At 46.0% G+C, this 26,104-nt stretch carries 17 protein-coding genes; 10 read left to right on the forward strand and 7 right to left on the reverse strand.

Features of this window, described 5'->3' with window-relative positions:
• Positions 1-230: 230 nt before the first annotated feature.
• Complete coding sequence (ppsR, locus tag EKN56_RS07405; protein ID WP_130591190.1) at positions 231-1,052, reverse strand: posphoenolpyruvate synthetase regulatory kinase/phosphorylase PpsR; 822 nt, start codon at positions 1,050-1,052, stop codon at positions 231-233.
• A gap of 300 nt (positions 1,053-1,352) precedes the next feature.
• Between ppsR and ppsA the strand changes: the two genes are divergently transcribed.
• Complete coding sequence (gene ppsA, locus EKN56_RS07410) at positions 1,353-3,749, forward strand: phosphoenolpyruvate synthase (protein ID WP_168189622.1); 2,397 nt, start codon at positions 1,353-1,355, stop codon at positions 3,747-3,749.
• A 233-nt stretch (positions 3,750-3,982) separates the two neighbouring features.
• Here the strand turns inward: ppsA and ydiK are convergent, their stop codons facing one another.
• On the reverse strand, positions 3,983-5,080 hold the full coding sequence (ydiK, locus tag EKN56_RS07415) for an AI-2E family transporter YdiK (protein WP_130591191.1): 1,098 nt from the start codon (positions 5,078-5,080) through the stop codon (positions 3,983-3,985).
• 296 nt (positions 5,081-5,376) lie between these two features.
• On the opposite strand from ydiK, the gene ydiJ reads away from it, so the two are divergent.
• From ydiJ to zntB, 3 genes are read left to right on the forward strand one after another with little or no spacing between them, the layout of a single operon-like run.
• On the forward strand, positions 5,377-8,430 hold the full coding sequence (gene ydiJ, locus EKN56_RS07420; RefSeq protein WP_130593631.1) for a D-2-hydroxyglutarate dehydrogenase YdiJ: 3,054 nt from the start codon (positions 5,377-5,379) through the stop codon (positions 8,428-8,430).
• A 27-nt stretch (positions 8,431-8,457) separates the two neighbouring features.
• A complete protein-coding gene (locus EKN56_RS07425) occupies positions 8,458-8,880 on the forward strand; it encodes a hotdog fold thioesterase (RefSeq protein WP_130591192.1) in 423 nt (140 codons plus the stop codon).
• Between the two features lie 54 nt (positions 8,881-8,934).
• Entirely contained in the window at positions 8,935-9,918 is a 984-nt protein-coding gene (gene zntB / locus EKN56_RS07430) for a zinc transporter ZntB (RefSeq protein ID WP_130591193.1), read from the forward strand.
• A 79-nt stretch (positions 9,919-9,997) separates the two neighbouring features.
• On the opposite strand, the gene ttcA is transcribed toward zntB, so the two are convergent.
• Entirely contained in the window at positions 9,998-10,921 is a 924-nt protein-coding gene (gene ttcA / locus EKN56_RS07435) for a tRNA 2-thiocytidine(32) synthetase TtcA (protein ID WP_130591194.1), read from the reverse strand.
• 503 nt (positions 10,922-11,424) lie between these two features.
• On the opposite strand from ttcA, the gene EKN56_RS07440 reads away from it, so the two are divergent.
• Positions 11,425-11,700: an IS1 family transposase gene (locus EKN56_RS07440; RefSeq protein ID WP_130591195.1), complete on the forward strand. Its 276-nt coding sequence runs from the start codon at positions 11,425-11,427 to the stop codon at positions 11,698-11,700.
• Positions 11,701-11,872: 172 nt separating this feature from the next.
• On the opposite strand, the gene nifJ is transcribed toward EKN56_RS07440, so the two are convergent.
• On the reverse strand, positions 11,873-15,415 hold the full coding sequence (gene nifJ, locus EKN56_RS07445) for a pyruvate:ferredoxin (flavodoxin) oxidoreductase (RefSeq protein ID WP_130591196.1): 3,543 nt from the start codon (positions 15,413-15,415) through the stop codon (positions 11,873-11,875).
• A gap of 577 nt (positions 15,416-15,992) precedes the next feature.
• On the opposite strand from nifJ, the gene EKN56_RS07450 reads away from it, so the two are divergent.
• Positions 15,993-16,268, forward strand: coding sequence for a DUF333 domain-containing protein (locus EKN56_RS07450; protein ID WP_130591197.1), 276 nt, complete (start codon positions 15,993-15,995; stop codon positions 16,266-16,268).
• Positions 16,269-16,391: 123 nt separating this feature from the next.
• Here EKN56_RS07450 and hslJ read toward each other — a convergent pair whose 3' ends face one another.
• The gene (gene hslJ, locus EKN56_RS07455; protein WP_130591198.1) at positions 16,392-16,823 is read right to left on the reverse strand and encodes a heat shock protein HslJ; all 432 of its coding nucleotides are present in this window, start codon (positions 16,821-16,823) and stop codon (positions 16,392-16,394) included.
• A 177-nt stretch (positions 16,824-17,000) separates the two neighbouring features.
• The gene (locus tag EKN56_RS07460; RefSeq protein ID WP_130591199.1) at positions 17,001-17,987 is read right to left on the reverse strand and encodes a 2-hydroxyacid dehydrogenase; all 987 of its coding nucleotides are present in this window, start codon (positions 17,985-17,987) and stop codon (positions 17,001-17,003) included.
• A 162-nt stretch (positions 17,988-18,149) separates the two neighbouring features.
• Here EKN56_RS07460 and EKN56_RS07465 point away from each other — a divergent pair, with 162 nt between their 5' ends.
• Genes EKN56_RS07465 through EKN56_RS07475 form a run of 3 tightly spaced genes read left to right on the forward strand, consistent with a single transcriptional unit; the run spans position 18,150 to position 21,286 of the window.
• Positions 18,150-20,765: a YdbH family protein gene (locus EKN56_RS07465; protein ID WP_407656551.1), complete on the forward strand. Its 2,616-nt coding sequence runs from the start codon at positions 18,150-18,152 to the stop codon at positions 20,763-20,765.
• Positions 20,766-20,791: 26 nt separating this feature from the next.
• A complete protein-coding gene (locus EKN56_RS07470) occupies positions 20,792-20,953 on the forward strand; it encodes a YnbE family lipoprotein (protein ID WP_130593633.1) in 162 nt (53 codons plus the stop codon).
• 9 nt (positions 20,954-20,962) lie between these two features.
• Positions 20,963-21,286 carry a YdbL family protein gene (locus EKN56_RS07475; protein WP_130591200.1) on the forward strand — a complete coding sequence of 108 codons (324 nt, stop codon included), beginning with the start codon at positions 20,963-20,965 and terminating at the stop codon, positions 21,284-21,286.
• A gap of 70 nt (positions 21,287-21,356) precedes the next feature.
• Here the strand turns inward: EKN56_RS07475 and EKN56_RS07480 are convergent, their stop codons facing one another.
• Entirely contained in the window at positions 21,357-21,962 is a 606-nt protein-coding gene (locus tag EKN56_RS07480) for an FMN-dependent NADH-azoreductase (protein ID WP_130591201.1), read from the reverse strand.
• Positions 21,963-22,190: 228 nt separating this feature from the next.
• Between EKN56_RS07480 and hrpA the strand changes: the two genes are divergently transcribed.
• Positions 22,191-26,078, forward strand: a complete 3,888-nt coding sequence (gene hrpA / locus EKN56_RS07485; protein WP_168189623.1) for an ATP-dependent RNA helicase HrpA — start codon at positions 22,191-22,193, stop codon at positions 26,076-26,078.
• The last annotated feature ends 26 nt before the right edge of the window (positions 26,079-26,104 follow it).

Raw genomic sequence — 26,104 nt, forward strand, 5'->3', positions numbered from 1 at the left:
ATTGTCTTTCTCTAAATCTTATCTTCTCATCGGTGAGATACCGGGAAGTGATGTACATCACAATAACGGAAACAGCAAAGGTTGCAAATAGTTGATTAAATTAATTCGTTGCCATTTGTTAAATATTGGTGGTGAAGCGAGAAAGTCAGCTTGATGGAGAGGTTTGACAGTAAAAAATGAATCTACGGAGACAAAATCGGGGAAGATTTAAGCCTTCCCCGACAAGGCTTTTAATACATTCTGCGGCTCATGCCTAAAATATCCAACAGCTTGGTCGAGATCTCTTCTACGGAATAGTTGGTGCTGTTAAGAAAGCGGATATTGTTTTTACGGTATAGTGCTTCAACTTCGGCAATCTCCATGCGGCACTGACGTAATGAGGCATAACGACTGTTTTCCCGACGCTCCTGACGAATGGCAGATAGCCGTTCCGGATCAATAGAGAGGCCAAACAGCTTATGCTGAAATGGTTTAAGCGCGGCAGGAAGCTGAATATTATCCATATCGTCGGCGGTAAATGGGTAGTTAGCCGCCCGAATACCAAACTGCATGGCTAAATAGAGGCTGGTAGGGGTTTTACCGCAGCGGGAAACCCCCAACAAGATCACCTGAGCCTCTTCCAGATTTCGCAGTGAAATACCATCATCGTGCGCCAACGTGTAATCAATAGCAGCGATACGGGCGTCATACTTCACCAGATTGCTGGCGGTTAATCCGTGGGTACGGTGTGCGGAGGGCAGAGGCGCAATGCCTAGCTCTTGCTGTAAAGGGGCAACCAGCGTATGGACAATATTCTGACAGTAGCCCTGACTCGCCTCAATAACTGCCCGAATTTCCGGTGAAACTATCGAGTAAAACACCAGTGGCTTCTGTTGGGTTTTCTGATACAGGTCATCAATTTGCTGGCGAACCTCATGGGCTTTCGCTTCATTCTCCACAAAAGGGATAGTGTATTGATTCAAACTAATGGGAAACTGAGATAGCACCGCATGCCCTAATACCTCGGCGGTAATTGCCGTGCCGTCAGAAATATAGAAAACCGTACGCTCCATGGCGTTCTCCTGTTGCTGATTTTAATCATGAGATAACTCTTTGTTAAAATCACGCTATCGATATGAACAAAATTGTTCCAAAACCGTTGTTGAATATGCGCATAAAAAGCGCGATTACGAACAAGGTACAATAATTATAAGTCTAAGAAAACTCAGTTTAAATGCGGAAACGATTAACCATTTCATAAGTTATGCATTGCTGTGTAAGCTTTCTAATGTATCTGGATTTTTGACCTGTCCGGTATAAAACCTGTTTTGCTATTTAATCCGTTTTATTGACTCAATAATGGAACATCTCTGATGCCTGATATCAATAGTAATCAACATAACGTTGTTTGGTACAACCAACTGGGAATGCATGATGTTGATCGTGTTGGGGGCAAAAATGCCTCCTTAGGGGAAATGATCACTAATCTGAGCGAACTGGGCGTATCGGTTCCTAATGGTTTTGCTACTACTGCTCAGGCGTTTAATGATTTTCTTGAGCAAAGTGGCGTAAATCAACGCATTTACCAGCTACTTGACCAAATTGACGTGGATGACGTAAAAGCACTGGCGGATGCCGGGGCACAAATTCGCGGCTGGATTGTTGATACGCCATTCCAGCCAGAGCTGGAACAAGCGATTCACCAGGCTTATCAAACGCTGTCAGAAGGTAATGTCGGTGCTTCATTTGCGGTTCGTTCTTCCGCCACCGCCGAAGACATGCCTGACGCGTCGTTTGCTGGCCAGCAAGAAACTTTCCTTAACGTGCAGGGTATTGATGCGGTAATGGTGGCGATCAAGCATGTATTTGCTTCGCTGTTTAATGACCGAGCGATTTCTTACCGTGTGCATCAGGGCTATGACCATCGCGGTGTGGCACTCTCTGCCGGGGTTCAGCGCATGGTGCGTTCTGATTTAGCCTCTGCCGGCGTTATGTTTACCATTGATACTGAATCGGGCTTTGATCAGGTGGTCTTTATCACCTCGGCTTATGGCTTAGGTGAAATGGTGGTACAGGGTGCGGTTAACCCGGATGAATTCTATGTACATAAGCCAACCTTGCTGAATGACCGACCGGCTATCGTCCGCCGCACCATCGGCTCGAAAAAGATTCGTATGGTTTATTCCGATAGTCAGGAACATGGCAAACAGGTTTGTATTGAAGATGTACCTGAAGCGGATCGCGTACAGTACAGCCTGCGGGATGATGAGATCCAGGAACTGGCTCATCAGGCACTGCTGATTGAAAAACATTATGGTCGCCCAATGGATATTGAATGGGCAAAAGATGGCCATACCGGAAAACTGTACATCGTACAGGCTCGTCCGGAAACGGTTCGCTCTAATGAGAATGAACAAGTGATGGAACGTTACCAGCTGCACAAGCGTGGTGAAATTCTGGCGGAAGGGCGCGCCATTGGTAACCGTATAGGTGCGGGGCCGGTAAAAGTGATTACCGATTTAAGCCAGATGGATCGTATTCTGCCGGGTGACGTACTGGTAACCGACATGACTGACCCGGATTGGGAACCGATCATGAAACGTGCGGCTGCTATTGTCACTAACCGTGGCGGAAGAACCTGTCACGCGGCAATTATCGCCCGTGAACTGGGGATTCCTGCGGTGGTAGGCTGTGGTAATGCCACCGAACTGTTGCATGAAGGCCAGAAAGTGACCGTCTCCTGCGCCGAAGGCGATACCGGCTTTATTTATCAGGATATTCTGGACTTTAAGATTCAAAGCTCTCAATTGAATCAACTGCCGGAAATTCCGGTAAAAATCATGATGAATATCGGTAACCCGGATCGTGCCTTTGACTTCGCGCGTTTGCCGAATGAAGGGGTTGGCCTGGCGCGTCTGGAGTTCATCATCAACCGCATGATTGGTGTGCATCCAAGAGCCTTACTGGAGTTTGACCAGCAGGAAGAGTCTGTCCAGCAAGAGATCCGTGAATTGATGGTGGGTTATGATGACCCGGTGGAGTTCTATATTGGCCGCCTGTCAGAAGGTATTGCAACGCTGGCTGCTGCATTCTGGCCGAAGCGGGTGATCGTTCGTCTGTCTGACTTTAAATCTAACGAATATGCCAATCTGGTAGGCGGCAGCCGTTACGAACCTCATGAAGAGAACCCAATGCTGGGATTCCGTGGTGCAGGTCGTTATGTCTCTGAAGACTTTAAAGCCTGCTTTGCGCTGGAGTGTGAAGCGGTTAAACGAGTTCGTAACCAAATGGGTCTGACTAACGTTGAAATCATGATCCCATTTGTACGCACTGTCGATCAGGCTAAAGCGGTTATTGACCGTCTGGCACATGAAGGTCTGAAACGCGGTCAGGACGGACTGAAAGTGATAATGATGTGTGAAATACCATCTAACGCACTATTGGCGGAAGAGTTCCTGGAACACTTTGATGGTTTCTCTATCGGATCTAACGATATGACACAGCTAGCTCTGGGTCTGGATCGTGACTCCGGTGTGGTATCCGAACTGTTTGACGAACGTAACGACGCAGTAAAAGCCTTACTCTCCATGGCGATTAAAGCCGCCAAGAAGAAGGGCAAATACGTCGGAATTTGTGGTCAGGGCCCATCAGACCACGAAGACTTCGCCGCATGGTTAATGGAACAAGGCATCGACAGCCTCTCCCTAAACCCGGACACCGTGATTAAAACCTGGATGGCACTGGCAGAAGAAAGCGCAGAAACGGTTTGATAGTGTAATGTTGATTTGCTTATGAACTTTGTTCGTTAATGAAGCCAATCGTCGGGAGAGACCGCCGTTGGGGTCGACTTGGCGTAAGCCAACGAAGCGCCCCTAGGCGGGCTAGGCCCGACGCACACCAAGGCCAAGTACAGATGATCTTCCGGCCGAGCACAAAGGCGATATACATAATATCGCTTTTACGGCCGGAATATTCTCAATACTCAATCCCTAATCAAAACAAATCAAATATTCAAATCCCGTTCCAAATCCGGTAACTCATCCGTTGGCTCAGGAACCTCATCGATCCAGGCAGAAATTAAACGATACGACACTGCCAGCACCACAGGACCGATAAACAATCCAATCATACCAAAGGCCAGTAATCCCCCGATAACCCCGGAAAGAATCAACAGCAACGGTAAATCAGCGCCTAAACGAATCAGTGCAGGACGCAGGAAGTTGTCCATGGACACCACAACACAGCTCCATACTAACAGCACCGTACCCCAGGTGTTATCACCACTCCAGTAAAGCCAGAACACCGCCGGAAACAGAATCAACGAAGGCCCAATCTGTGCCAGACAGCAAATAAACATCAGTACCGTTAATAATGTGGCATAAGGGATACCGGATATGGCTAATCCAATACCTCCCAGCAGAGCCTGAGTCAGCGCAGTAACCACCACACCCAGAGCAACAGCGCGAATAGCCTGAGCGCCAAGAATAACCGCTGCTTCGCCACGTTTTTCAGCTAAACGTAATGCAAAGTGACGGATACCTTTGGCCACCGCTTCACCTTTAGCGTAAAGAAGGGCACTGAACACCACCATCAGCGTACCGTGCAACATAAAACCGCCAACGTGGGCCACCTGAGAAACGAACCAGGTTGTAGCCGCCCCCGCATAAGGTTGAACGCTGGCAACCAGCGCTTTACCATTATCAGCAGTCATCGCCTGCCAGTTACGGTACAGGCGTCGACCAACGCCCGGAATATCATTTAACCAGGCCAGTTTAGGAATATGCCAGTTTTCTGGTTTTCCAACCCAATCAACTAACTGACCACTGTTGTCTACAATACTATTAATCACCAGACCAAAAGGCAGAACAAACACCACCACTAATAACAAAGTCATGAAGATCACGGCCGGGGTTCGCCGCCCACCGGTGTACTTTTGTACCCGTAACAACAGCGGCCAGGTAGCAATAACCACCATGCCTGCCCAGGCAAAGCCTAAAATAAAAGGCCGAACTACCCAAAGGCAGACAACGATCATTACAAGAATAAACAGTATTCCGAACATCAGACGTGCAAGGTCAAAACGTTTTTTCGGTTGCGTCATGGATGTACTCATCATGAAATAGAGTTGTTAATAACTAAGCTATAGTATCGGGTATAGCTAACCGTTACGCTATTTTAATTAATAAACTGATAACTATCATTTAAGCGAAAGCGCTGGCAAAAGCATGTTAATGAACCGTTAGCCTTTCATCAATATTGGAAGATGGCGTTAAGAGTTGCGATAAATTTAATGGATGGGCTACGCAAACGATAAAGCAGTATGCTAGTTTAGTTCGCTGGATTGGGTAATGTTTACAACATAATAAAATAAAAAATAACGCAAAGAGACTAATGGCAATGATTCCACAGCTAAAGCAAGCACCTGGTGTTGAGTCACCGGTTCAGGAGTATTTAGACGCCTTAAAACAGGCAGGTTTCAGCGGTGATATCGCAACGCAATATGCGGACCGCCTTAGCATGTCAACGGATAACAGCATCTATCAGATGTTGCCACAGGCCATCGTGTTTCCCCGCTCTACTGCCGATGTGCTATTGATTACCCGCACCGGACAGCAGGCCAGCTTTTCCTCCATCAAATTTACCCCTCGGGGTGGCGGTACCGGCACGAATGGGCAGTCACTCAACGATAGTATCGTGGTTGATATGTCGCGTCATATGAACCGTATTCTTGAGCTGAATTTAGAGCAAGGGTGGGTTCGCGTTGAGGCTGGTGTGGTCAAAGACCAACTGAACCAATACTTAAAGCCGCATGGTTATTTTTTCTCACCTGAACTGTCAACCAGCAACCGGGCAACACTGGGGGGAATGATCAATACCGATGCGTCCGGTCAGGGTTCTCTGGTGTATGGAAAAACCTCCGATCACGTTTTGGGGCTAAGAAGCGTTCTGCTTAACGGAGAGTTGCTGGACACACATGCCATGCCGGTAGCGCTGGCTGAACAGTTAGCCTCACAACAAACGGCTGCGGGACAGGTTTACCATACGGTACTGGAGCGGTGTCGTCAGCAGCGCCAGCTGATCATTGATAAGTTTCCTAAACTTAACCGTTTTCTTACCGGTTATGACCTCAGGCATGTTTTTAGCGACGATCTGCAAACGTTTGATCTTTCGCGTATTCTGACCGGTTCTGAAGGTTCACTGGCATTTATTACCGAAGCCAGACTGAATATCACACCGTTACCGGCACTGCGTCGACTGGTCAATATTAAGTATGACAGCTTCGATTCGGCATTAAGAAATGCACCGCTAATGGTTGAGGCTAATGCGCTATCGGTAGAAACGGTAGACTCTAAAGTTTTTAATCTGGCCCGTGAAGATATCGTCTGGGAGTCAGTGAAAAATCTGATTACCGATGTACCGGGTAAAGATATGCAGGGACTGAATATCGTTGAGTTTGCCGGTCAGGACCCTGAACTGATTAACCGTCAGGCTGAGTTTCTCTGTTCCCGTCTGGACCAACTAATGGAAAAGGGCGAAGCTGGCGTCATTGGCTATCAGTTATGCAGTGATTTAGCCGATATTGAACGCATTTATGCCATGCGTAAAAAAGCGGTGGGTCTGTTGGGTAATGCCAAAGGTTTAGCTAAACCCATTCCGTTTGCGGAAGATACCTGTGTACCCCCGCAACATCTGGCCGACTATATTTCAGAGTTTCGCGCGTTGCTGGATAGCCATAATCTGGCCTATGGTATGTTTGGTCACGTTGATGCTGGGGTTCTGCACGTGCGGCCTGCGCTGGATATGTGTGACCCTCAACAGGAGCTGTTAATGAAACAGCTGTCAGACCAAATTGTGTCTCTGACTGCTAAATATGGCGGATTGTTATGGGGAGAGCACGGCAAAGGCTTTCGTGCTGAATATAGCCCTGATTTTTTTGGCCCGGAGCTGTATGACGAACTGCGTCGCATTAAAGCGGTGTTTGATCCGGATAATCGACTGAATCCGGGTAAGATTTGTGCGCCAATGGGGCGAGATGATGCGCTTTATAAAGTAGATGCGGTTAAACGAGGCACTTTTGATCGCCGTATTCCGCTGGCAGTCAGAACTTCCTTTAAAGGTGCGATGGAGTGCAACGGTAACGGCCTGTGTTTTAACTTTGATGCTAACAGCCCGATGTGTCCTTCCATGAAGGTCAGCGCCAATCGGGTACATTCACCTAAAGGTCGGGCAACGCTGGTACGGGAGTGGTTACGTTTACTGGCAGAAGAGGGTGTTGATCCTCTGGAACTTGAGAAACAACTGGGTGAGCAACGCTTAAGCTGGCGCAGTTTGTTAGACAAGACCAAAAATAGTTTGCGCCAGCGTCAGGGGGAATATGATTTTTCCCATGAAGTTAAACAGTCTATGGCGGGTTGTCTGGCCTGTAAGGCCTGTTCCACCCAGTGCCCAATAAAGATTGATGTTCCGGCATTCCGTTCCCGTTTCCTTCAGCTGTATCATACGCGCTATTTCCGTCCGGCTCGGGACTATATTGTTGCATCAGTAGAAAACTATGCGCCAGTGATGGCGAAAGCGCCGCAGCTGTTTAACTTCTTCATCCGTCAATCCTGGGTTCAGTCGTTGGGTGCCAAAAGTATTGGCATGGTGAATTTGCCATTGCTCTCGTCCCCAACGCTGAAACAACAACTACAGGGGCATCAGGCCTGTACTATGACGCTGGAGCAACTGGAAGGAATAGATAGCCAGAGTAAACAGCAATATGTGCTAGTGGTTCAGGATCCCTTTACCAGTTATTACGATGCTAAAGTGGTGGCGGATTTTATTCATCTGATTGAGAAACTTGGGTTAAAACCAGTGCTGTTGCCGTTTAGTCCTAATGGTAAAGCGCAGCATATTAAAGGTTTTTTACGACAGTTTGCTAAAACTGCCCGGCGCACAGCGGATATGCTGAATCGGGTGGCTAAACTGGGTATTCCTATGGTGGGTGTCGATCCAGCACTGGTGCTGTGCTATCGCGATGAATATAACCAGATATTAGGTGAAAAACGAGGCGATTTTAAAGTCCAACTGGTGCATGAATGGTTGAGTGCTAATCTGGCGCGTTTTCCGACCAAAAGCACAGAGCAGGCTCCCTGGTATCTGTTTAGTCACTGTACTGAAAGCACCGCACTGCCCGCCAGTGGCAAACAGTGGCAAGAATTGTTTAGCCACTTTGGCGCTAAATTGAATAACGTCAGCCTTGGTTGCTGCGGTATGGCGGGAACCTATGGTCATGAAGCGGATAATTTGAGTAATTCCGCCGGTATTTATGCCTTATCCTGGCAAAAAGCGCTGGAAGGGAAAGATGCCGGTCGCTGTCTGGCTACGGGTTACTCATGCCGTAGTCAGGTTAAACGTTTTAGTCATGTTGTATTAAAGCACCCGCTTCAAGCCTTGCTTGAACTGGTGTGATTAACCATTAACAAGGTAAGTAAACATATGTGGAAACGCCATAAGACGCTGGCAGAACTGAACCAGATGTCAAAAGGAACCATGATCGAGCACGTGGGCATTGTCTACACGTTACAAACGAAAGATAGTCTGGAAGCGACGATGCCGGTTGATCACCGTACCATTCAGCCTTTTGGCCTGTTACACGGTGGTGCCTCGGTGGTACTGGCAGAAACGATAGGTTCCGTCGCGGGTTATCTGTGCACAGAGGGAGAAGCGCAGGTAGTCGGCATTGATATTAATGCGAATCACATTCGGGCGGCAAAGCAGGGAATCGTTCGTGGGGTATGTACAGCCATTCATTTAGGCCGCAGTCATCAGGTATGGGAAATTAAAATTTATGATGATGCGGACAGGCTTTGCTGTATTTCCCGACTGACCACGGCGGTTTTGGATAAGAAGTTACGCTAGTGACTCGCATTTATCATAATAAGGGTATCCGGTTATTTTATATAGGTGATTGATGTGGATAAGGTAAGCGGCGAACAATTAGAGGTTCCGCAGGAGATTCATGCTTATCAGTTGGATGGCAAGGGCGGTATATTGCCGGTTACGGATAAGACAGAAGCAACTGCAGCACAGCCTTGTTGGATACATATAGACTACGAACAACCAGAAAGCCTTAACTGGTTGAATGAAACCCCACTGCTGCCAGAGAGCTTTAAAGAAGCGCTATCCGGAGAAAGCTGCCGCCCGCGGGTTGCCCGTCAGGGAGATGGAACACTGATTATTCTTCGCAGCATTAATCTGAATAGTGAGTCAGTTCCCGATCCCTTAGTGACGCTAAGAGTATTTATTACCGATAGTTTGATTATTTCCAGCCGTCATCGACCTATCCATGCGGTAGATGAAGTGGTGGACGAATTAAAAAAACGAACGGGGCCATCTCATAGTGGAAGCTGGCTGGTGGAAATTCTGGATTTTCTAACCGATCAGGTTAGTGATTTTATTGATGATATCCACGGGCGGGTTATTGAACTGGAAGATGGGCTACTGGATAGAGAGGTACCGGAACGCGGAGTTATTGCGCTTATCCGCAAACAGTTGATTGTATTGCGTCGCCATCTGATGCCTCAGCGAGACGTCTTCTCCCGACTGGCCAGTGAACGATTACCGTGGATGAGCAATGAAGATCGCCATCGTATGCAGGATATCGCCGATCGGTTGGGTCGAGGTCTGGACGATCTGGATGCAACGATTGCTCGTACCGCCGTGGTGGTGGATGAACTTAATTCTCAGTTGGCCGATGCCATGAACCGCCGTACTTATACTATGTCGTTAATGGCGATGCTGTTTTTACCTGCGACCTTTCTTACCGGACTGTTTGGCGTAAACCTGGGGGGAATTCCCGGTGGTGGCAAAGAGCATGCCTTTGCCATCTTCTGTACCTGTCTGGCGGTTGTTGGCGGTGGAATATTGTGGTGGCTTAAGAAGAGTAAGTGGCTGTAGATATTTTATAAATCAGCCCCGAATGGATATTGGGGCTGATTCATTATTAATTGAGGCTCTTTTCTGATTTGAAGATTATTTACTTAACCTCAACAACATTAATACCCAGATCTTCATTTTCATCAGGAACAAAGCCGGTAGGCTGTAGCGGGAATTCTTCTTTATCGAATGCCAAATCGCCGCCGTTAACCACTTCCATACCTTGCTGAATAGCCGTGAAGTCAAACAGTTCACGGTCGCACAGGTGAGAAGGTACAACGTTTTGCATAGCGCTGAACATGGTTTCGATTCTGCCCGGATAACGACGATCCCAGTCTCTCAGCATATCCTTAATCACCTGACGCTGTAGGTTAGGTTGTGAACCACAAAGATTGCAGGGAATGATCGGGAAGGCTTTCGCCTCGGCATAACGTTCAATATCTTTTTCACGACAGTAAGCCAGTGGACGAATAACGATATGTTTGCCGTCATCACTGATCAGTTTTGGTGGCATCCCTTTTAGCTTGCCGCCGTAGAACATATTTAAGAACAGAGTTTGCAGGATATCGTCGCGATGATGACCCAGTGCGATTTTAGTTGCACCCAACTCAGTTGCAGTACGATAAAGAATACCGCGACGCAGGCGGGAACAAAGGGAACAGGTCGTTTTCCCCTCAGGTATTTTATCTTTCACAATACCATAGGTATTTTCTTCAACAATTTTGTACTGAATACCCAGCGTATTCAAATATTCCGGAAGTACATGTTCAGGAAAACCAGGCTGTTTTTGATCCAGATTAACGGCTATCAGTTCGAAATTAACCGGCGCGCTGCGTTGTAAATTCTGCAAAATATCTAGCATGGTATAGCTGTCTTTTCCACCGGAAAGGCAAACCATGATCCGATCGCCATCTTCAATCATCGAAAAATCTGCGATTGCTTCACCAACGTTGCGACGCAAACGTTTATGCAGTTTATTTAGATTGTATTGCTCTTTCTGGTTCAGCGCTGCTGTTGTGCTCATAGCGGTAACTCTGTCTGTCTGATTGTTGCCAGTTAGCAGGGATAACCTGCCGGGAAATCGTGGAGGTGTATGGTACGGATTATTGAGGGTGTTGTCAGTAGAAGAATACGCTTCGACAGCGGCTAAAACCGATGATAATGGTAAAAAACTATAAATAATAACTCTAAATAGTTAATTCGGAATTGGGTTAACACAAAAAATCGATTCAAATACGTTAATTTATAAAATGGTTATGAAATTATCTAATGCAGAACTATCAATTATACCAGTGATGTAATCGGAAAATATATATTAGAATCGGACAGGTATACCAACATAAGAATTACGCTGATTAATTAGTATTGTGACTATTCTGAATAATATTGAGTTGGTTAGGTACCCTATAAGTACTTAATTTATTTCTGATTAGAGTGTTATTGAAACAAACGTGGTTAATAATATTCCGAAATTATCACTGTCATGATTACTTATTTGATGTTTTTGGGTCCAAAAGGAGATGGAAAATGGTCACTATTGAAGTCGCATGCCGCCATTGTAATGAGACAAAACCGGTTAGAAAGCATGGTAAAGGGCGAGGTGGTTATCCGCGTTACTATTGTAATAGCTGCAGAAGAACATTCCAGTTATCTTATTTGTACCGAGCTCATCAGCCAGGAATGAAAGAAAAGATTATTGAAATGGCTTCTCAAGGTGCGGGAATACGACAGACCAGCAGAACGTTGAAAGTGGGATTAAACACAGTAATGCGTTATTTGAAGACGGCTGAAGGAATAAGTTAATTCTTATCACTATTATTATTGCGTGGTAGATTTAGAATATTAAGACGGTATTATCTTTTTATTGAAAATAAGACGGCATTCTTAAATAAACCTTTATTTACTTAATCAATAATAAATAAAGCACCTCCAAAAGGTGCTTTATTTTTTTATATTATCAGTTATTGCCGTTTATTTATGATGGTTCAGATTCCGTTTTTTCTATCGTTTTTCCTGCCAGCAGGCTCAGTAAATTGTAACGACTTTGAACATCTTTTTCAGCCTGAGCATGCAGAGCTGAGGCAACATTTGGCTCCATCGTATTTAAACGGCGGAAACGCTGCTCTTTTAACAAAGCCGATGCCAAACCATCAGACGGTGGACGGGAATCAAGGGTTAAACCTGGTTTGTCTTCTTCAACTCGACGAGGATCGAAGCGATATAGCGGCCAGAAGCCGGCGGTGGTTAATTGCTTCATCTGGTCGTGACTGAATGCCAGATCGTAACCATGTTCCTCACACGGGCTGTAAGCAATAATCAATGACGGACCCGGATAGGCCTCCGCTTCCTGAATCGCTTTGACCGTTTGGTTTAACTGCGCGCCTAGCGAGATTTGAGCTACATACACATGACCATACATCATGATGCTTACCCCAAGGTCTTTACGTCCTTTACGCTTACCGCGTTCAGCAAATTTAGTGACGGCACCGATAGGTGTCGCTTTGGACTGTTGGCCACCCGTATTGGAATAGCATTGAGTATCCAGCACCAGAATATTGACGTTTTCCGTCAGGCTCATTACGTGGTCGAGACCACCAAATCCAATATCATAGGCCCAGCCGTCACCACCAATCAGCCAGATAGATTTATCTACCAGATAATCGGCACATTCGGCTAATTCTTTAGCATCCGATGAATCAATCGCTGCCAGCAGTGTTCGTAGCTGTACGATCTGCTCACGGCGTTGTTCTACGCTGGTATCAGAAGCTTGCAGTTCGACGATTAACCCGGCGGGTAGTTGAGGTGCCAGTTGAGTTATCAGACGTAAGGTGCGCTCACGATGCTGATCGACCGTCAGGCGGAAACCAAGGCCAAACTCTGCGTTATCTTCAAACAGTGAGTTAGCCCATGCCGGACCGCGACCATCAGCATTGGTGGTATAGGGAGTACTAGGCAAGTTACCGCCATAAATGGATGAACAACCCGTTGCGTTAGCAATCAGCAGCCGATCGCCATACAGCTGAGTTAGCAACTTAATATAGGGGGTTTCACCACATCCGGAACAGGCTCCGGAATATTCGAATAGTGGGGTAATTAATTGAGAAGTTCGAATATCAATCCGCTCAATTTTGCTCTTATCAATTTCTGGTAGCTGCAGGAAGTAATCATAGTGACGTTTTTCAACATCAAGATTATCCAGACGAGACTTCATATTGATCGCTTTAATTTCCGGATTCTGGCGATCTTTAGCCGGACATACTTCTACGCACAGGTTACAGCCAGTACAATCTTCTGGTGCAACTTGCAGAACATATTTCTGTCCGCGCATGTCTTTTGACTTAACGTCTAATGATTGCAGATCGTCTGGTGCGTCGGCAAAAGCTTCTGGTGAAATCACTTTGGCCCGAATCGCAGAGTGAGGGCAGGCTGCAACACAGTGATTACACTGGGTACATAGTGGTGCTTCCCAAATCGGGATCTCTTCTGCAATATTACGTTTTTCCCAGCGAGTAGTACCTGAGGGCCAGGTGCCGTCCGGTGGGAAAGCAGATACCGGTAAAGCATCCCCTAAACCGGCTAACATCGCTGCGGTGACCGTTTTGACAAAGTCCGGGGCGCTGTCGGAAACCACCGGAGGGCGCATTGGGCTGAGTGAATTAACTGGCTGCAGTGGAATTTCTTCCAGCGCGCTGATAGTGGCGTCTAATGCCTGCCAGTTATTCTCAACAATATCCTGACCTTTGGCGCTATAGCTTTTAGCAATAGCGTCCCGTAACTGTTGCAGAGCAACATCACCAGGAATAATTTGAGTCAGATGGAAAAACGCCATCTGCATAACGGTATTGATTCGATTGGCCAGATGACATTCTCTGGCAATTTTCGCCGCATTGATAATAAACAGACGTGCTTTACGCTGATGTAATAAAGCCTGAACGTCCTGTGGCAAGCGTTGCCAGATCTCATCCTTGCTGTAGGGGGTATTCAGCAAGAAAGTGCCGTTGGGTTTCAGCTTTTCGACCATCTGGTATTTATCAATAAACTGATTTTGATGACAGCCAATAAAATCCGCCTGAGAAATAAGATAGGCAGAATGTATCGGGTAGTCACTTACCCTCAAATGAGAAACGGTTAAACCACCGGCTTTTTTGGAGTCATAAACAAAGTAGCCCTGAGCGTGAAGCGGCGTACCGTTACCGATAATCTTAATGTTATTTTTGGTAGCAGAAACGGTGCCATCGCTACCAAGTCCAAAGAACAGCGCTTCCAGAGAGGCTTTTTGTGGAATGCTGTCATCACCCAGCGGCAATGACAGTCCGGTAATGTCATCAAAAATACCCACGGTAAAGCGCGGACGCGGTTTTTCCAGCGTTAACTCTTTGAAGATAGCCAGTACACATTCTGGTGCAAACTCTTTAGAAGACAGGCCATAACGACCACCAATAACCTGTGGCAGCGTATCCCGTTCACCCCGGGAGAATGCTTCTGCCAGCGCTGTCATAATATCAAGATAGAGTGGCTCAGCCAGCGCGCCTGGTTCTTTGGTTCTATCGAGAACGGCAATGCGTTTTACGCTTTGAGGTAGTTGTTCAAGCAAGTGTTCGGCAGAGAAGGGGCGATACAACCGCACTTTCAACATGCCGACCTTTTCGCCGCGAGTCAGTAAGGTATCTATCGTCTCTTCGGTTGTACCACAGGCAGAACCCATCAGAATAATTACACGTTCCGCCTGAGGGTGACCGTAATATTCAAACGGTTGATAGTGACGACCGGTTTGTTGTTCAAAGGCTTGCATGGCCTCGGCAACATGCTGATAAGTTTGGTTGTACCAGGGGTTAGCCGCTTCCCGACACTGGAAGTAAGTATCCGGGTTGGCTGATGTCCCTCTGATCACCGGGTGATCCGGTGTTAATGCACGTTTACGATGAGCACTGATCATCTCCATCGGTAACAGCTGGCGAATGCAGTCATCGCTGATGGGAACAATTTTATTAATTTCGTGGGAAGTGCGGAATCCGTCGAAGAAATGAATAAATGGAATTCGACTGTTTAAGGTCGCCATTTGTGAGATCAGGGCAAAGTCCTGGGCTTCCTGTACCGAACTGGCGCACAACATCGCACAGCCAGTTTGACGAACTGCCATCACATCAGAATGATCGCCGAAAATAGACAGGGCATGAGTAGCAACAGTTCTGGCTGCAACATGCAGGACAAAAGGCGTCAGTTCGCCGGCCAGTTTATACAGGGTCGGGATCATCAGTAATAATCCCTGCGATGAGGTAAACGAGGTGGCTAATGCCCCCGTTTGCAGCGCGCCATGAACCGTAGCGATAGCACCGGCTTCGGACTGCATTTCCATAACGCGGGGAACATCGCCCCAAACATTTTTAGTACCATATTCCGACCAGTCGTTTGCCTGTTCGGCCATGGTTGAGCTGGGAGTAATGGGATAAATGGCGATAACTTCGTTGGAACGATACGCCACGGAGGCAACAGCACTGTTACCATCGGTAGTAATCATAGACTCAATACCTTTATTGACATTGGCTCTCTCAGGTTAACCACCTGAGTAACAATAAACACATTGGATCGGATAGTTATTAATGGTTTTTTATCTTCCGAAATCGCAACTCATCATATCAGATAAGATAGTTTGGGCAGCTGTTGTTTTGTGTGTTATTACATTCTGTGACAGAAAATAATGATAGTTATTATCACTAAGATATTGAGGGTCATTGAATTCCCCTTTTATTATTAGGGGCAAGCTTGCAGAATAGGGCTTCAACGCTGGACTATTCGCACCATATACGCTAAATATAATAATTAAATTTGTGAGCTGGCACCATTGAACGCTCTGACTTTCCGGTTTATACCGAATGTTCAAAAAACGAATAAAAAAAACCAGCGCAAATGGCGCTGGTAAAAGACTCAGTCAGATTAACTGAAAAGCAGTGGATCGCTAATTAATTAGCCCTATTATAATAGCTTAATTAGCAACATAAGTTATTACAAAAAATGCGAAATAAAGTAATCAGGATATTAATTTCAGGTTAATTCCTGTCCAAATTCAATTAAACCATCGCAGCTGGTGGTTTTTTGTGACTAAAAAAGCAATAACAGAGGTAAACATGAAGGGAAAAATCGGCCTGGCTGCACTTGGCGTACTTTTATTAGCAGGTTGTAGTAGCCAGCCTGATCAGGTGAGGTTATTACCGCATAATTCTATGATCACTGAAGAGGCTGCCAGAGCAGCACCGATGGATGAAATGGCATTAGCCAACTGTAATAGCATGGGTGGAATGCCAACCACAGCACATAATCTGGATGGCAGTGTAGTCAGTAAATGTCAGCTATCAAACGGTAAGCGCTATTAAGCATATTGATATGATTTAGTTGAAATCGGTATCGAACGATGTATACCGTAAAAAAACCGGAAAGGTGCGACAGGCAATTTTCCGGTTTTTTTATTATTTAATTCAGGCGATTATCACAAAAGATTAATTAACCCAGTCGCTGAGTTTATAAGTCAGGGTGTGCTGTGAGGAGCTTAACGTTAATACGCCTTGGTCCAGGGTCACTTTAGCGCCGTTGTTCAGGGTGGTGGCAATGACCTGATCTAACTGACTAATTTGTTCATCAATGCATGCCATACGAGTAGAGGCTAGCTGCTTCGTGGTTAATACACCATTCGTCAGTGTTGCCTGTCCCATAAAGCGATTACACATAGCACCGCTAACATGCATATTTTCGCCAAATTCAATATTTAACGGACGTTTTTCTTTAGTGGTATCTGCCATATTCTTGCCGTCAACACTGGTCAGAATAAAGTTATGATGCAGTAAATCACTCTCTTTTACGGCATTACCATCCGTCAACGTACAGCCGCTAAGCAGAACGGCCGAAATAATAAAAGGTAAAGCTATTTTCATTATCATCCCCGAAAAGTCACTACGTGGAAATTGATCCGATAATCAATGCGTTGCTATTTTATCGGTTTAAATTTGAATGTGTTTTACCATAATAAATATGAGAGTAAATAGGGATTTACAATGATTTACCGGCAGTTAACATAATATTGTGACTACCGGTCATTAAATAGACGATTATTACAGTAAATTAGGGCAAGGCTGGTTATGCTCTAATTGCTGAATGTTTTGAAGTGTAGTTTCAGAAATGCTTAATAACGCCTCTTCCGTTAAAAATGCCTGATGGCCGGTAAACAGCACGTTATGACAGGAAGACAGGCGACGGAATACATCATCCTGAATCACATCGTTAGATTTATCTTCAAAAAACAGGTCTCTTTCGTTTTCATAAACATCCATGCCCAGTGAGCCAATTTTTTGCTTTTTCAAGGCTTCGATGGCGGCAGGAGAATCAATTAAACCGCCACGACTGGTATTAATAATCATCACGCCATCTTTCATTTGTTCAAAGGCAGCGGCATTTAGTAGATGATGGTTTTCTGGTGTTAATGGGCAATGTAAAGAGATGACATCAGAACGCGCATAAAGGGTTTTCAGATCGACATACTCTGCGCCTAAATCCAGTGCCAGCGGTGATGGATAAGGATCAAATGCCAGTAAGCGCATACCAAACCCTTTTAAAATCCGCATAGTGGCAATACCAATTTTTCCGGTACCAATGATACCAGCAGTGCGGTTATGCATATTAAAGCCAATCAAACCTTCAAGAGAGAAGTTGGCATCGCGGGTTCTTTGATAGGCACGGTGGATACGACGGTTAAGGCTCATCATTAATCCAATCGCGTGTTCGGCGACGGCTTCCGGTGAATAGGCAGGGACGCGAACGACTTGTAGTCCCAGCTCTTTAGCGGCATCAAGATCAACATTGTTAAAGCCGGCACAGCGTAATGCCACAATCTTCACGCCTGATTTCGCTAATTCTTCAAGAACTGGGCGGCTGCCGTCATCGTTCACGAAAATACAAACAGCTTCACAACCCTCAGCGGTTTTAGCGGTTTGCAGGCTAAGTTTGAAATCAAAAAATTCGAGATCGATACCAAAACGTTGATTAGCAACTTCAAGATACTTTCTGTCGTATTGTTTTGTGCTGTAAATAGCAAGTTTCATCACATATCTCCACCAGAATTATGAAATTAATTTATCAGAGATCGGGTGTCAGGACAATTTAACGATATAGTTAGTAACCAGAGATAGAATCAGTTTAGCCAATATTATTAATATGCTATATTTTCCGCCTGATTCGCGTTCCGGAGTAGGTTAGGCGTGGTAATAGGTCGTTTTGTTAAATACGTTCTGATTGTCGTGACCATACTTATATTGTCATTAATGACCTTATGGGCAACGATCTCAACGTGGCTACCTAAAGTTGCCAGTCTCTGGCTACCAACAGGGACACAGCTGATATTTACTCAGCCTCCGGAGTTAATCAAGCGCGGAATTTCTTTAAACGGCATCCAGTTTTTAGCTCAGGACTGTTTTCTGGCCGACGCGGGTCCGTTAACCCTGATTTATCAGGATCAGCAGTGGAAGCTACACGGCAAGTCTCTGGATATCGATACCCACTGTCTGGAGAAATTAACCACTGAGGACACCTCAGGCAAAGAAGATACTCCTTTATCTATTGCCGAAATTCAAAAACAGCTGCCGGCTTTTTCACTGTCCCTCGATCGTCTGAGTATTACCCCCTGGGAGTCTTACTCGGGGCGGGTTGATATCACCAGTAATCAGCAAGGTCAGCGTGTTAGCGCTCAAGGAAATTTACTCTCTGGTGCCGCAACATTAAACGATCGGCAGATGCTGACGCTGGAATCACTAAGCCTGCATATTCCGGATAGCAATGACGTTATTCAGCTAAAGGGTGAAATACAGGTTCCGGTTAGTCTGGATGCTATCCCGGAACAGGGCAATATCGACGGTGAATTTGTTACCACCTACGTGGATAAGCCGCTGCTGTTAAAACTAAACTGGCAACAGCAGGATGGTCACCTGACGGTAACCCCACAAGATGAGAAAGAGAGCTTACTGGATGTCCCCTGGACGCTGGAGGGCAAACGTCTGGTCGTGAGTCAGGGACAATGGCGCTGGCCTTATGCCTCTCAGCCGTTTACCGGTGGCATTAGTATGACCCTGACGGACTGGAGTAGTGACTATAATGAAGCCAATATTGAAGCGCGGCTGAATGTGGTTACGCAGGGCAGTGCGGGTAAAGGCAACGCAGTATTAACCTTTGCCCCGGGTAAAATCAGCCTGAAAGATAGCGATTTAAATTTCCAGCTCACCGGTAAGATGAATGAAGAGCAGCTTTCTTTATATACCACTATTCCCGGTAAGCTATCGGGGACTATCGCCAACCCAACCCTTAATTTATTGTCCGGTTCTTTATTACGTGTAACCGGAGCCGTAACCCCGGATATCTATCTGCATGAAGCCAGATTTCCTCTGGCTGGAATAAAAGTCACGGATAAAGGCATCAGCGGCCGTTTGCAAACCATCATTAATGCCAGTCATCGTTACTGGGGTAAATACAAACTGCATCTGGATGGACGTTCACGGGATTTCTGGATCGATCAGGGGCACTGGGAGTGGAACTTCTGGGGCAATGGCGATATGCCGCCGATGAAAGCCAAATGGGATATGTCCGGCAAGGGGGAATGGAACGATAGCCTGATTAACCTACAAACATTATCAACCGGATTTAACCATTTGGTTTATGGGCAAGTGACGGTTAATAAACCAAGATTAATTCTGGCAGAGCCACTGAGCTGGAATCGGGCTGCTGGTGAGTATCATGCCGGATGGCAGTTACAGGCACAAAAAGTGGCATTCGATAACGGCGGTTATTTACCTCCATCGACGCTAAATATTCAGTTCTTTGGTCAGGATCCGGCAAACTTTCAATGGAAGGGCGATCTCAGCACGAAGAAAATTGGTCCGATAAAACTGAGTGGTCGTTGGGATGGTGAACGTATCCGGGGAGAAGGCTGGTGGCCTGAACAGTCGCTGGACGTGTTCCAGACCCTGCTGGCGCCGGAGCTCGGTTTTAAAATTCGCAAGGGTACGCTGTATGCACAATCTGCATTCTCAATTTCTGAAACTCAGGGCATTGAGGCAGGCGGTCATATGGTAGTAAAAGATGGCGGAATGTGGTTAAAAGATGGCGAATTGAGCGGGCTTGATTTCGTGATGTCCTATCGTCTGAAAGACCATGTGTGGCAGTTAGGACCGAAATCTCCGGTTAAGCTAAGAGTGAAAAAGCTCAATAACCTGTTTGATATGAGTAATATTACCGCTGACTTACAGGGATATTATCCTCATACGGAACGTCAACCTGTCCGATTAACCAATGTCGGTGTGGATATGCTTCAGGGGCATATCGGTATGCAAGAACTGCGGTTACCGCAGAAAGATCCGGCTATTCTTACGGTTAAAGGGGTCGACCTCAGTGAATTATTTACCATTTTGAAACCGAAGCAGTTTACCATGTCAGGTAAAGTGGATGGTGAGTTACCGTTGTATTTGAATCACCCTGATTGGCTGGTGAAAGGGGGATGGGTGGAAAATAGTAAAGATCTCACCCTGCGGCTGGATAAAGATATGGTACAGGCAATCAGTGATGACAATATGGCAACCGGTGACATTATGGATTGGCTGCGTTATATGGAGATCCGCCGTTCCAGAGCGGATGTCAACGTCAGCAACTTAGGGTTATTGACGATGGACGCGCAAATTGAAGGGTTTAATCCAACCAAGAATGCTGAGCGTTTAGTGAAACTCAATTATCATCATGAAGAAGATATTTTCCAGTTATGGCGTAGCTTGCGGTTTGGCGATAACTTGCAGGACAATCTGCAACAGATCTTCTCATTACCGAAGGAGCAAAATTAGTGAATAAATTTGGATGGTTAGCGGTGATGATGGCCTTTGCTCTTGGCGGTTGCGTTCCAAGAATTGAGATTGCACCATCAACAGAGCCAATTGTAATTAATATGAATGTTAAAATTGAGCATGAGATTCATATTAAAGTCGATAAAGACGTCGAAAAAATGCTGAAGACTCAGTCAGATATTTTTTAAGGAACAGCAATGAAACTTATCAATACCGGACTCTTTGCCACGGTACTGCTGTTTAGTGTGGCTGCCAACGCATTAACCTTAAAAGAAGCAAAACAGCAGGGATTGGTTGGTGAAACGCTGAATGGTTACATTGCAGTCGTTAAGCCAACGGCAGAAGCTCAAGCGTTAACGGATAAAATCAATCAGGCTCGTACCGAGCAGTATAAATCGGTAGCGGCAGAGAACAACGTGAGCGTGAATGATGTGGCTAAAATGACCGGGCAAAAATTGGTGAACCGTGCAGAGGCGGGAGAGTACGTAAAAGGAATTAATGGTCAGTGGCTTAAGAAATAATATTGCCTGTTAATTAAATGACAAAAGCCCCTGAGACAGGGGCTTTCGCATAATAAGGGAAGAACGGTTATCAGGCAGAAACGTACTGCTGAATAAAGGACTTCGCATCTTCTTGTGCTTTTTGAGCCACTTCCGGGCCGTAAGCAACGCCTTCCTGATAAACAAACTCAACATCGGTAATACCAATGAAGCCCAGGAACAGTTTCAGATAAGGGGCAACCAGATCGGTTGGGGAGTCTTTATGAATACCGCCACGGCTGGTTAAGATATATACTTTTTTACCGGTGACCAAACCTTCAGGACCTTTTTCGGTATAGCGGAAAGTCACGCCAGCACGAGCAATCAGGTCAAAGTAGTTTTTTAATTGGGTAGAGATATTGAAGTTATACATTGGTGCACCAATAACAATAACGTCATTACCTTGAAGTTCAGCAATCAGTTCATCAGACAGCGCCAGCGCTTCTTGTTGACGAGCAGTCATCGGCTGATCGGATGGACGCATTGCACCAACCAGTTCGCCATCTAATACAGGAACAGGATTAGCTGCCAGATCGCGTACGGTGACGGTGTCAGACGGGTGCTCTTGTTTCCATTTTTCGACAAAGAAATCAGCTAAAATATTTGACTGAGAATAACCAGAAAGAATGCTTGATTTGATGACTAAAACCTTACTCATGATAATTCCTTGTTTATGTTGATCAATAACAGGGTGCCCCCGTGATGTAGTACATGATATTCGGCCTGACTTCAATTTGATAGCGTAATAATTAGATAGGCTTGTTCTAATTTTTTGAACAAGATAACAAAGTGACTTATCCGCTTATAAATCAAGTTTGTGGTAATATAATAAGTAACAGAACCATCAATGGTACATATCCGTTTATTCAGCACAGGATCCCAGACAGTGAAATCCCCACTAGCCGCATTATCCGGTCAAATCCGGCACTTAATGTTGCGCGATCAGAAGCGGCTGCGTCGTCGTTTAGACGGTGCTCGTAAAATAACTAATGATGAAAAATTATCATTAATTGCGGCAGAAATTAAATCAGACATTCAGAGCGGTTTGCAGCGCGTAGCCAACCGAAAGGCAGCCTGTCCGAAAATTAGCTATCCGGAAAACCTGCCGGTTAGTCAGAAGAAAGACCAATTGCTGGCAGCTATTCGCGACCATCAGGTGGTGATTATTGCTGGTGAAACCGGCTCGGGTAAAACCACTCAGATACCAAAACTCTGCCTTGAGCTGGGGCGGGGAATCAAGGGAATTATTGGCCATACTCAGCCAAGACGACTGGCTGCCCGATCCGTTGCCGGGCGTATTGCAGATGAGCTGAACGTATCGCTGGGATCCGCGGTAGGTTATAAGGTTCGATTTAACGATAAGATTAGTGACAATACGCTGGTTAAGCTGATGACGGACGGTATTTTGCTGGCAGAAATACAGCAGGACCGCTTATTAAGCCAGTACGACACCATCATTATTGATGAAGCCCATGAACGTAGCCTGAATATCGATTTTATTTTGGGTTATTTGCGTCAGCTATTGCCGAAACGCCCTGATCTTAAAGTTATTATTACGTCGGCAACCATCGATCCTCAACGTTTCTCTCGTCATTTTAATAATGCACCGGTGATTGAGGTTTCTGGTCGTACCTATCCGGTAGAAGTGCGTTATCGGCCGATTGTAGAAGATGCTGATGACAGCGAACGGGATCAGACTCAGGCCATTCTGGATGCGGTTGATGAACTGATGCATGAAGCACCGGGGGATATTCTGGTGTTTATGAGCGGTGAGCGTGAAATTCGCGATACGGCAGATGCGCTTAATAAGCAGGAACTGGCGCATACCGAAGTGTTACCGTTGTATGCCCGCCTGTCGAATAATGACCAGAATAAGGTGTTTCAATCCCATACTGGTCGCCGCATTGTACTGGCCACTAACGTAGCAGAAACGTCGTTGACCGTACCGGGAATTAAATATGTTATCGATCCGGGTACTGCCCGTATCAGCCGTTACAGTGCCAGAACTAAAGTTCAACGCCTGCCGATAGAGCCCGTTTCTCAGGCTTCAGCCAATCAGCGTAAAGGGCGGTGTGGTCGGGTATCGAACGGTATTTGTATTCGTCTTTACTCCGAGCAGGATTTTCTTTCCCGTCCGGAGTTCACAGACCCGGAAATTCTGCGTACCAACCTGGCATCAGTTATTTTACAAATGACCGCCATTGGGCTGGGCGACATTGCCGCATTCCCGTTTGTTGAAGCACCGGATAAACGCAATATTCAAGACGGTGTACGGCTGTTAGAAGAGCTGGGTGCTATTGAACACAACGAGCAGGGTAAAGGACATCTTACTCCGGTAGGCCGCCAATTGGCCCAATTGCCAATTGATCCGCGTTTAGCGCGCATGGTGATTGAAGGGCAGAAGAATGGTTGCGTACGCGAAGTGATGATTATTACTTCGGCGTTATCAATTCAGGATCCGCGTGAGCGCCCGCTGGAGAAACAGCAGGCGTCAGATGAAAAACATCGTCGATTTGTTGATAAAGATTCAGACTTTCTGGCATTTGTTAACCTGTGGAATTATCTGGGTGAACAGCAGGAAGAGTTGTCTTCATCCCAGTTCCGTAAGCTATGTAAAGGGGATTTCCTCAACTATCTGCGGGTACGTGAGTGGCAGGATGTTTATACCCAACTGCGGCAGGTGGTGAAAGAGCTGGGATTTCCGGTTAACAGCACGCCTGCTGAATATCGCGAAGTGCATACGGCGTTGCTATCCGGTCTGTTATCCCATATCGGTCAAAAAGATTTGGATAAACATGAGTTTACTGGTGCCCGTAACGCCCGATTCTCTATTTTTCCCGGCTCCGGATTATTTAAGAAACCACCAAAATGGGTAATGGTTGCCGAGCTGGTGGAAACCACCCGGCTGTGGGGGCGTATTGCCGCCCGACTGGAGCCTGAATGGATTGAACCGCTGGCTCAGCACCTGATTAAACATGCCTATAGCGATCCACACTGGGAGAAAGCCCAGGGCGCAGTCATTGCCAGCGAGAAAGTGACGCTGTTTGGCCTGCCGATTGTGAATGAACGTAAAGTTCAGTATGGGGCCATTGACCCGGTTCTTAGCCGTGAATTATTCATTCGCCATGCGTTGGTGGAAGGCGAGTGGCAAACCCGTCATCCATTCTTTAAAGCCAATTTACGTCTGATGTCTGAAGTTGAAGAACTGGAAAACAAATCACGTCGCCGCGATATTCTGGTCGATGATGAGACACTGTTTAATTTCTACGATCGCCGCATTGGCGAAGAGGTGGTCTCCAGTCGTTATTTTGATAGCTGGTGGAAAAAGATTTCTCGTGAGCAGCCGGAACTGCTTAATTTCGAAAAATCGATGTTAATTAAAGAGGGTGCCAGCAAAATCAGCGCTCAGGATTATCCGAATAGCTGGTATCAGGGAAATCTGAAGCTGCGGGTTACCTATCAGTTTGAGATTGGGGCTAATGCGGATGGGGTTACTATCCATATCCCATTACCGATCCTTAATCAGGTACAGGAAGAGGGTTTTGACTGGCAAATTCCAGGACTGCGTCGTGACCTGATTATTGCACTGATTAAGTCATTACCAAAACCGATACGCCGTAATTTTGTTCCCGCGCCAAACTATGCCGAAGCTTTCCTGCAAAGGGCTAAGCCACTGGAAATGAGCCTGTTAGACTCACTGGAAAGAGAACTTCGTTTAATGACGGGCGTGACGGTGTCACGAGAATCATGGCAATTAGATCAGATTCCCGATCATCTTAAAATCACTTTCCGGGTGATTGATGATAAAAGCAAGATGCTGGCTGAGGGTAAAGATTTGCCACAGTTAAAGCGGCAGCTTAAAGGCGAAGTTCAGCAAACGCTGTCGGCGGTTGCGGATGATGGTATTGAACAAACCGGGCTTCACGTCTGGTCTTTTGGTTCATTACCGCAACGTTTTGAACAAAAACGCGGGGGCTATTCGGTTAAGGCGTATCCTGCATTAACTGATGAAAAAGACAGCGTAGGTATTCAACTATTTGAAACCGAGCAGGAACAACAGCAAGTGATGTGGCAGGGAACCCGTCGCCTGCTATTGCTGAATATACCTTCTCCGGTGAAGTATTTGCACGAGAAGCTGCCGAATAAAGCCAAACTGGGGCTCTATTTTAATCCATTTGGTAAAGTGCTGGACCTCATTGATGACTGCATTGCCTGCGGTGTGGATAAGCTGGTTATTGAACACGGTGGCCCGGCCTGGGATGAAGCCTCTTTTGATTCACTGAAAGAGTTTATTCGTGCGGAATTGAACGAGAGCGTAGTGGCTATTGCCAAACAGGTCGAACAGATTCTGACCACTGCACATAATATTAATAAACGCCTTAAAGGACGGGTGGATATGTCGGTTGCATTAGCGCTATCAGATATTAAAGCGCAAATGGGACGTCTTATTTACCGTGGGTTTGTTTGTGAAAGCGGCTGGCACAGATTGCCGGATATCTTGCGTTACTTGCAGGCTATTGAGCGTAGAATCGATAAGTTACCCATTGATCCTCATCGCGACCGAGCTCAAATGCTGAAAGTGGAACATATTCAGAAGATGTATCAACAGCTATTGAATAAGCTTCCGCCTCATAAGCCACTCAGTGATGAAGTGACAGAAATTCGCTGGATGATAGAGGAATTGCGGGTTAGTTATTTTGCTCAACAGTTAGGGACACCATCTCCAATCTCGGATAAACGCATTCAACAGGCCATTGATAAGGTTACAGTGTAACTAAATATTCCACCTTATCTTGATTA

Source organism: Limnobaculum zhutongyuii (assembly GCF_004295645.1).
Classification (GTDB): domain Bacteria; phylum Pseudomonadota; class Gammaproteobacteria; order Enterobacterales; family Enterobacteriaceae; genus Limnobaculum; species Limnobaculum zhutongyuii.

Coding starts and splice junctions, on each gene's coding strand:
- hslJ (WP_130591198.1), bottom strand. CDS start 16,823: ATGAAAATAGCTTTACCTTTTATTATTTCGGCCGTTCTGCTTAGCGGC.
- ppsR (WP_130591190.1), bottom strand. CDS start 1,052: ATGGAGCGTACGGTTTTCTATATTTCTGACGGCACGGCAATTACCGCC.
- EKN56_RS07475 (WP_130591200.1), top strand. CDS start 20,963: ATGAAACTTATCAATACCGGACTCTTTGCCACGGTACTGCTGTTTAGT.
- ppsA (WP_168189622.1), top strand. CDS start 1,353: ATGCCTGATATCAATAGTAATCAACATAACGTTGTTTGGTACAACCAA.
- EKN56_RS07460 (WP_130591199.1), bottom strand. CDS start 17,987: ATGAAACTTGCTATTTACAGCACAAAACAATACGACAGAAAGTATCTT.
- EKN56_RS07425 (WP_130591192.1), top strand. CDS start 8,458: ATGTGGAAACGCCATAAGACGCTGGCAGAACTGAACCAGATGTCAAAA.
- EKN56_RS07440 (WP_130591195.1), top strand. CDS start 11,425: ATGGTCACTATTGAAGTCGCATGCCGCCATTGTAATGAGACAAAACCG.
- ydiK (WP_130591191.1), bottom strand. CDS start 5,080: ATGACGCAACCGAAAAAACGTTTTGACCTTGCACGTCTGATGTTCGGA.
- EKN56_RS07470 (WP_130593633.1), top strand. CDS start 20,792: ATGATGGCCTTTGCTCTTGGCGGTTGCGTTCCAAGAATTGAGATTGCA.
- nifJ (WP_130591196.1), bottom strand. CDS start 15,415: ATGATTACTACCGATGGTAACAGTGCTGTTGCCTCCGTGGCGTATCGT.
- ydiJ (WP_130593631.1), top strand. CDS start 5,377: ATGATTCCACAGCTAAAGCAAGCACCTGGTGTTGAGTCACCGGTTCAG.
- EKN56_RS07480 (WP_130591201.1), bottom strand. CDS start 21,962: ATGAGTAAGGTTTTAGTCATCAAATCAAGCATTCTTTCTGGTTATTCT.
- ttcA (WP_130591194.1), bottom strand. CDS start 10,921: ATGAGCACAACAGCAGCGCTGAACCAGAAAGAGCAATACAATCTAAAT.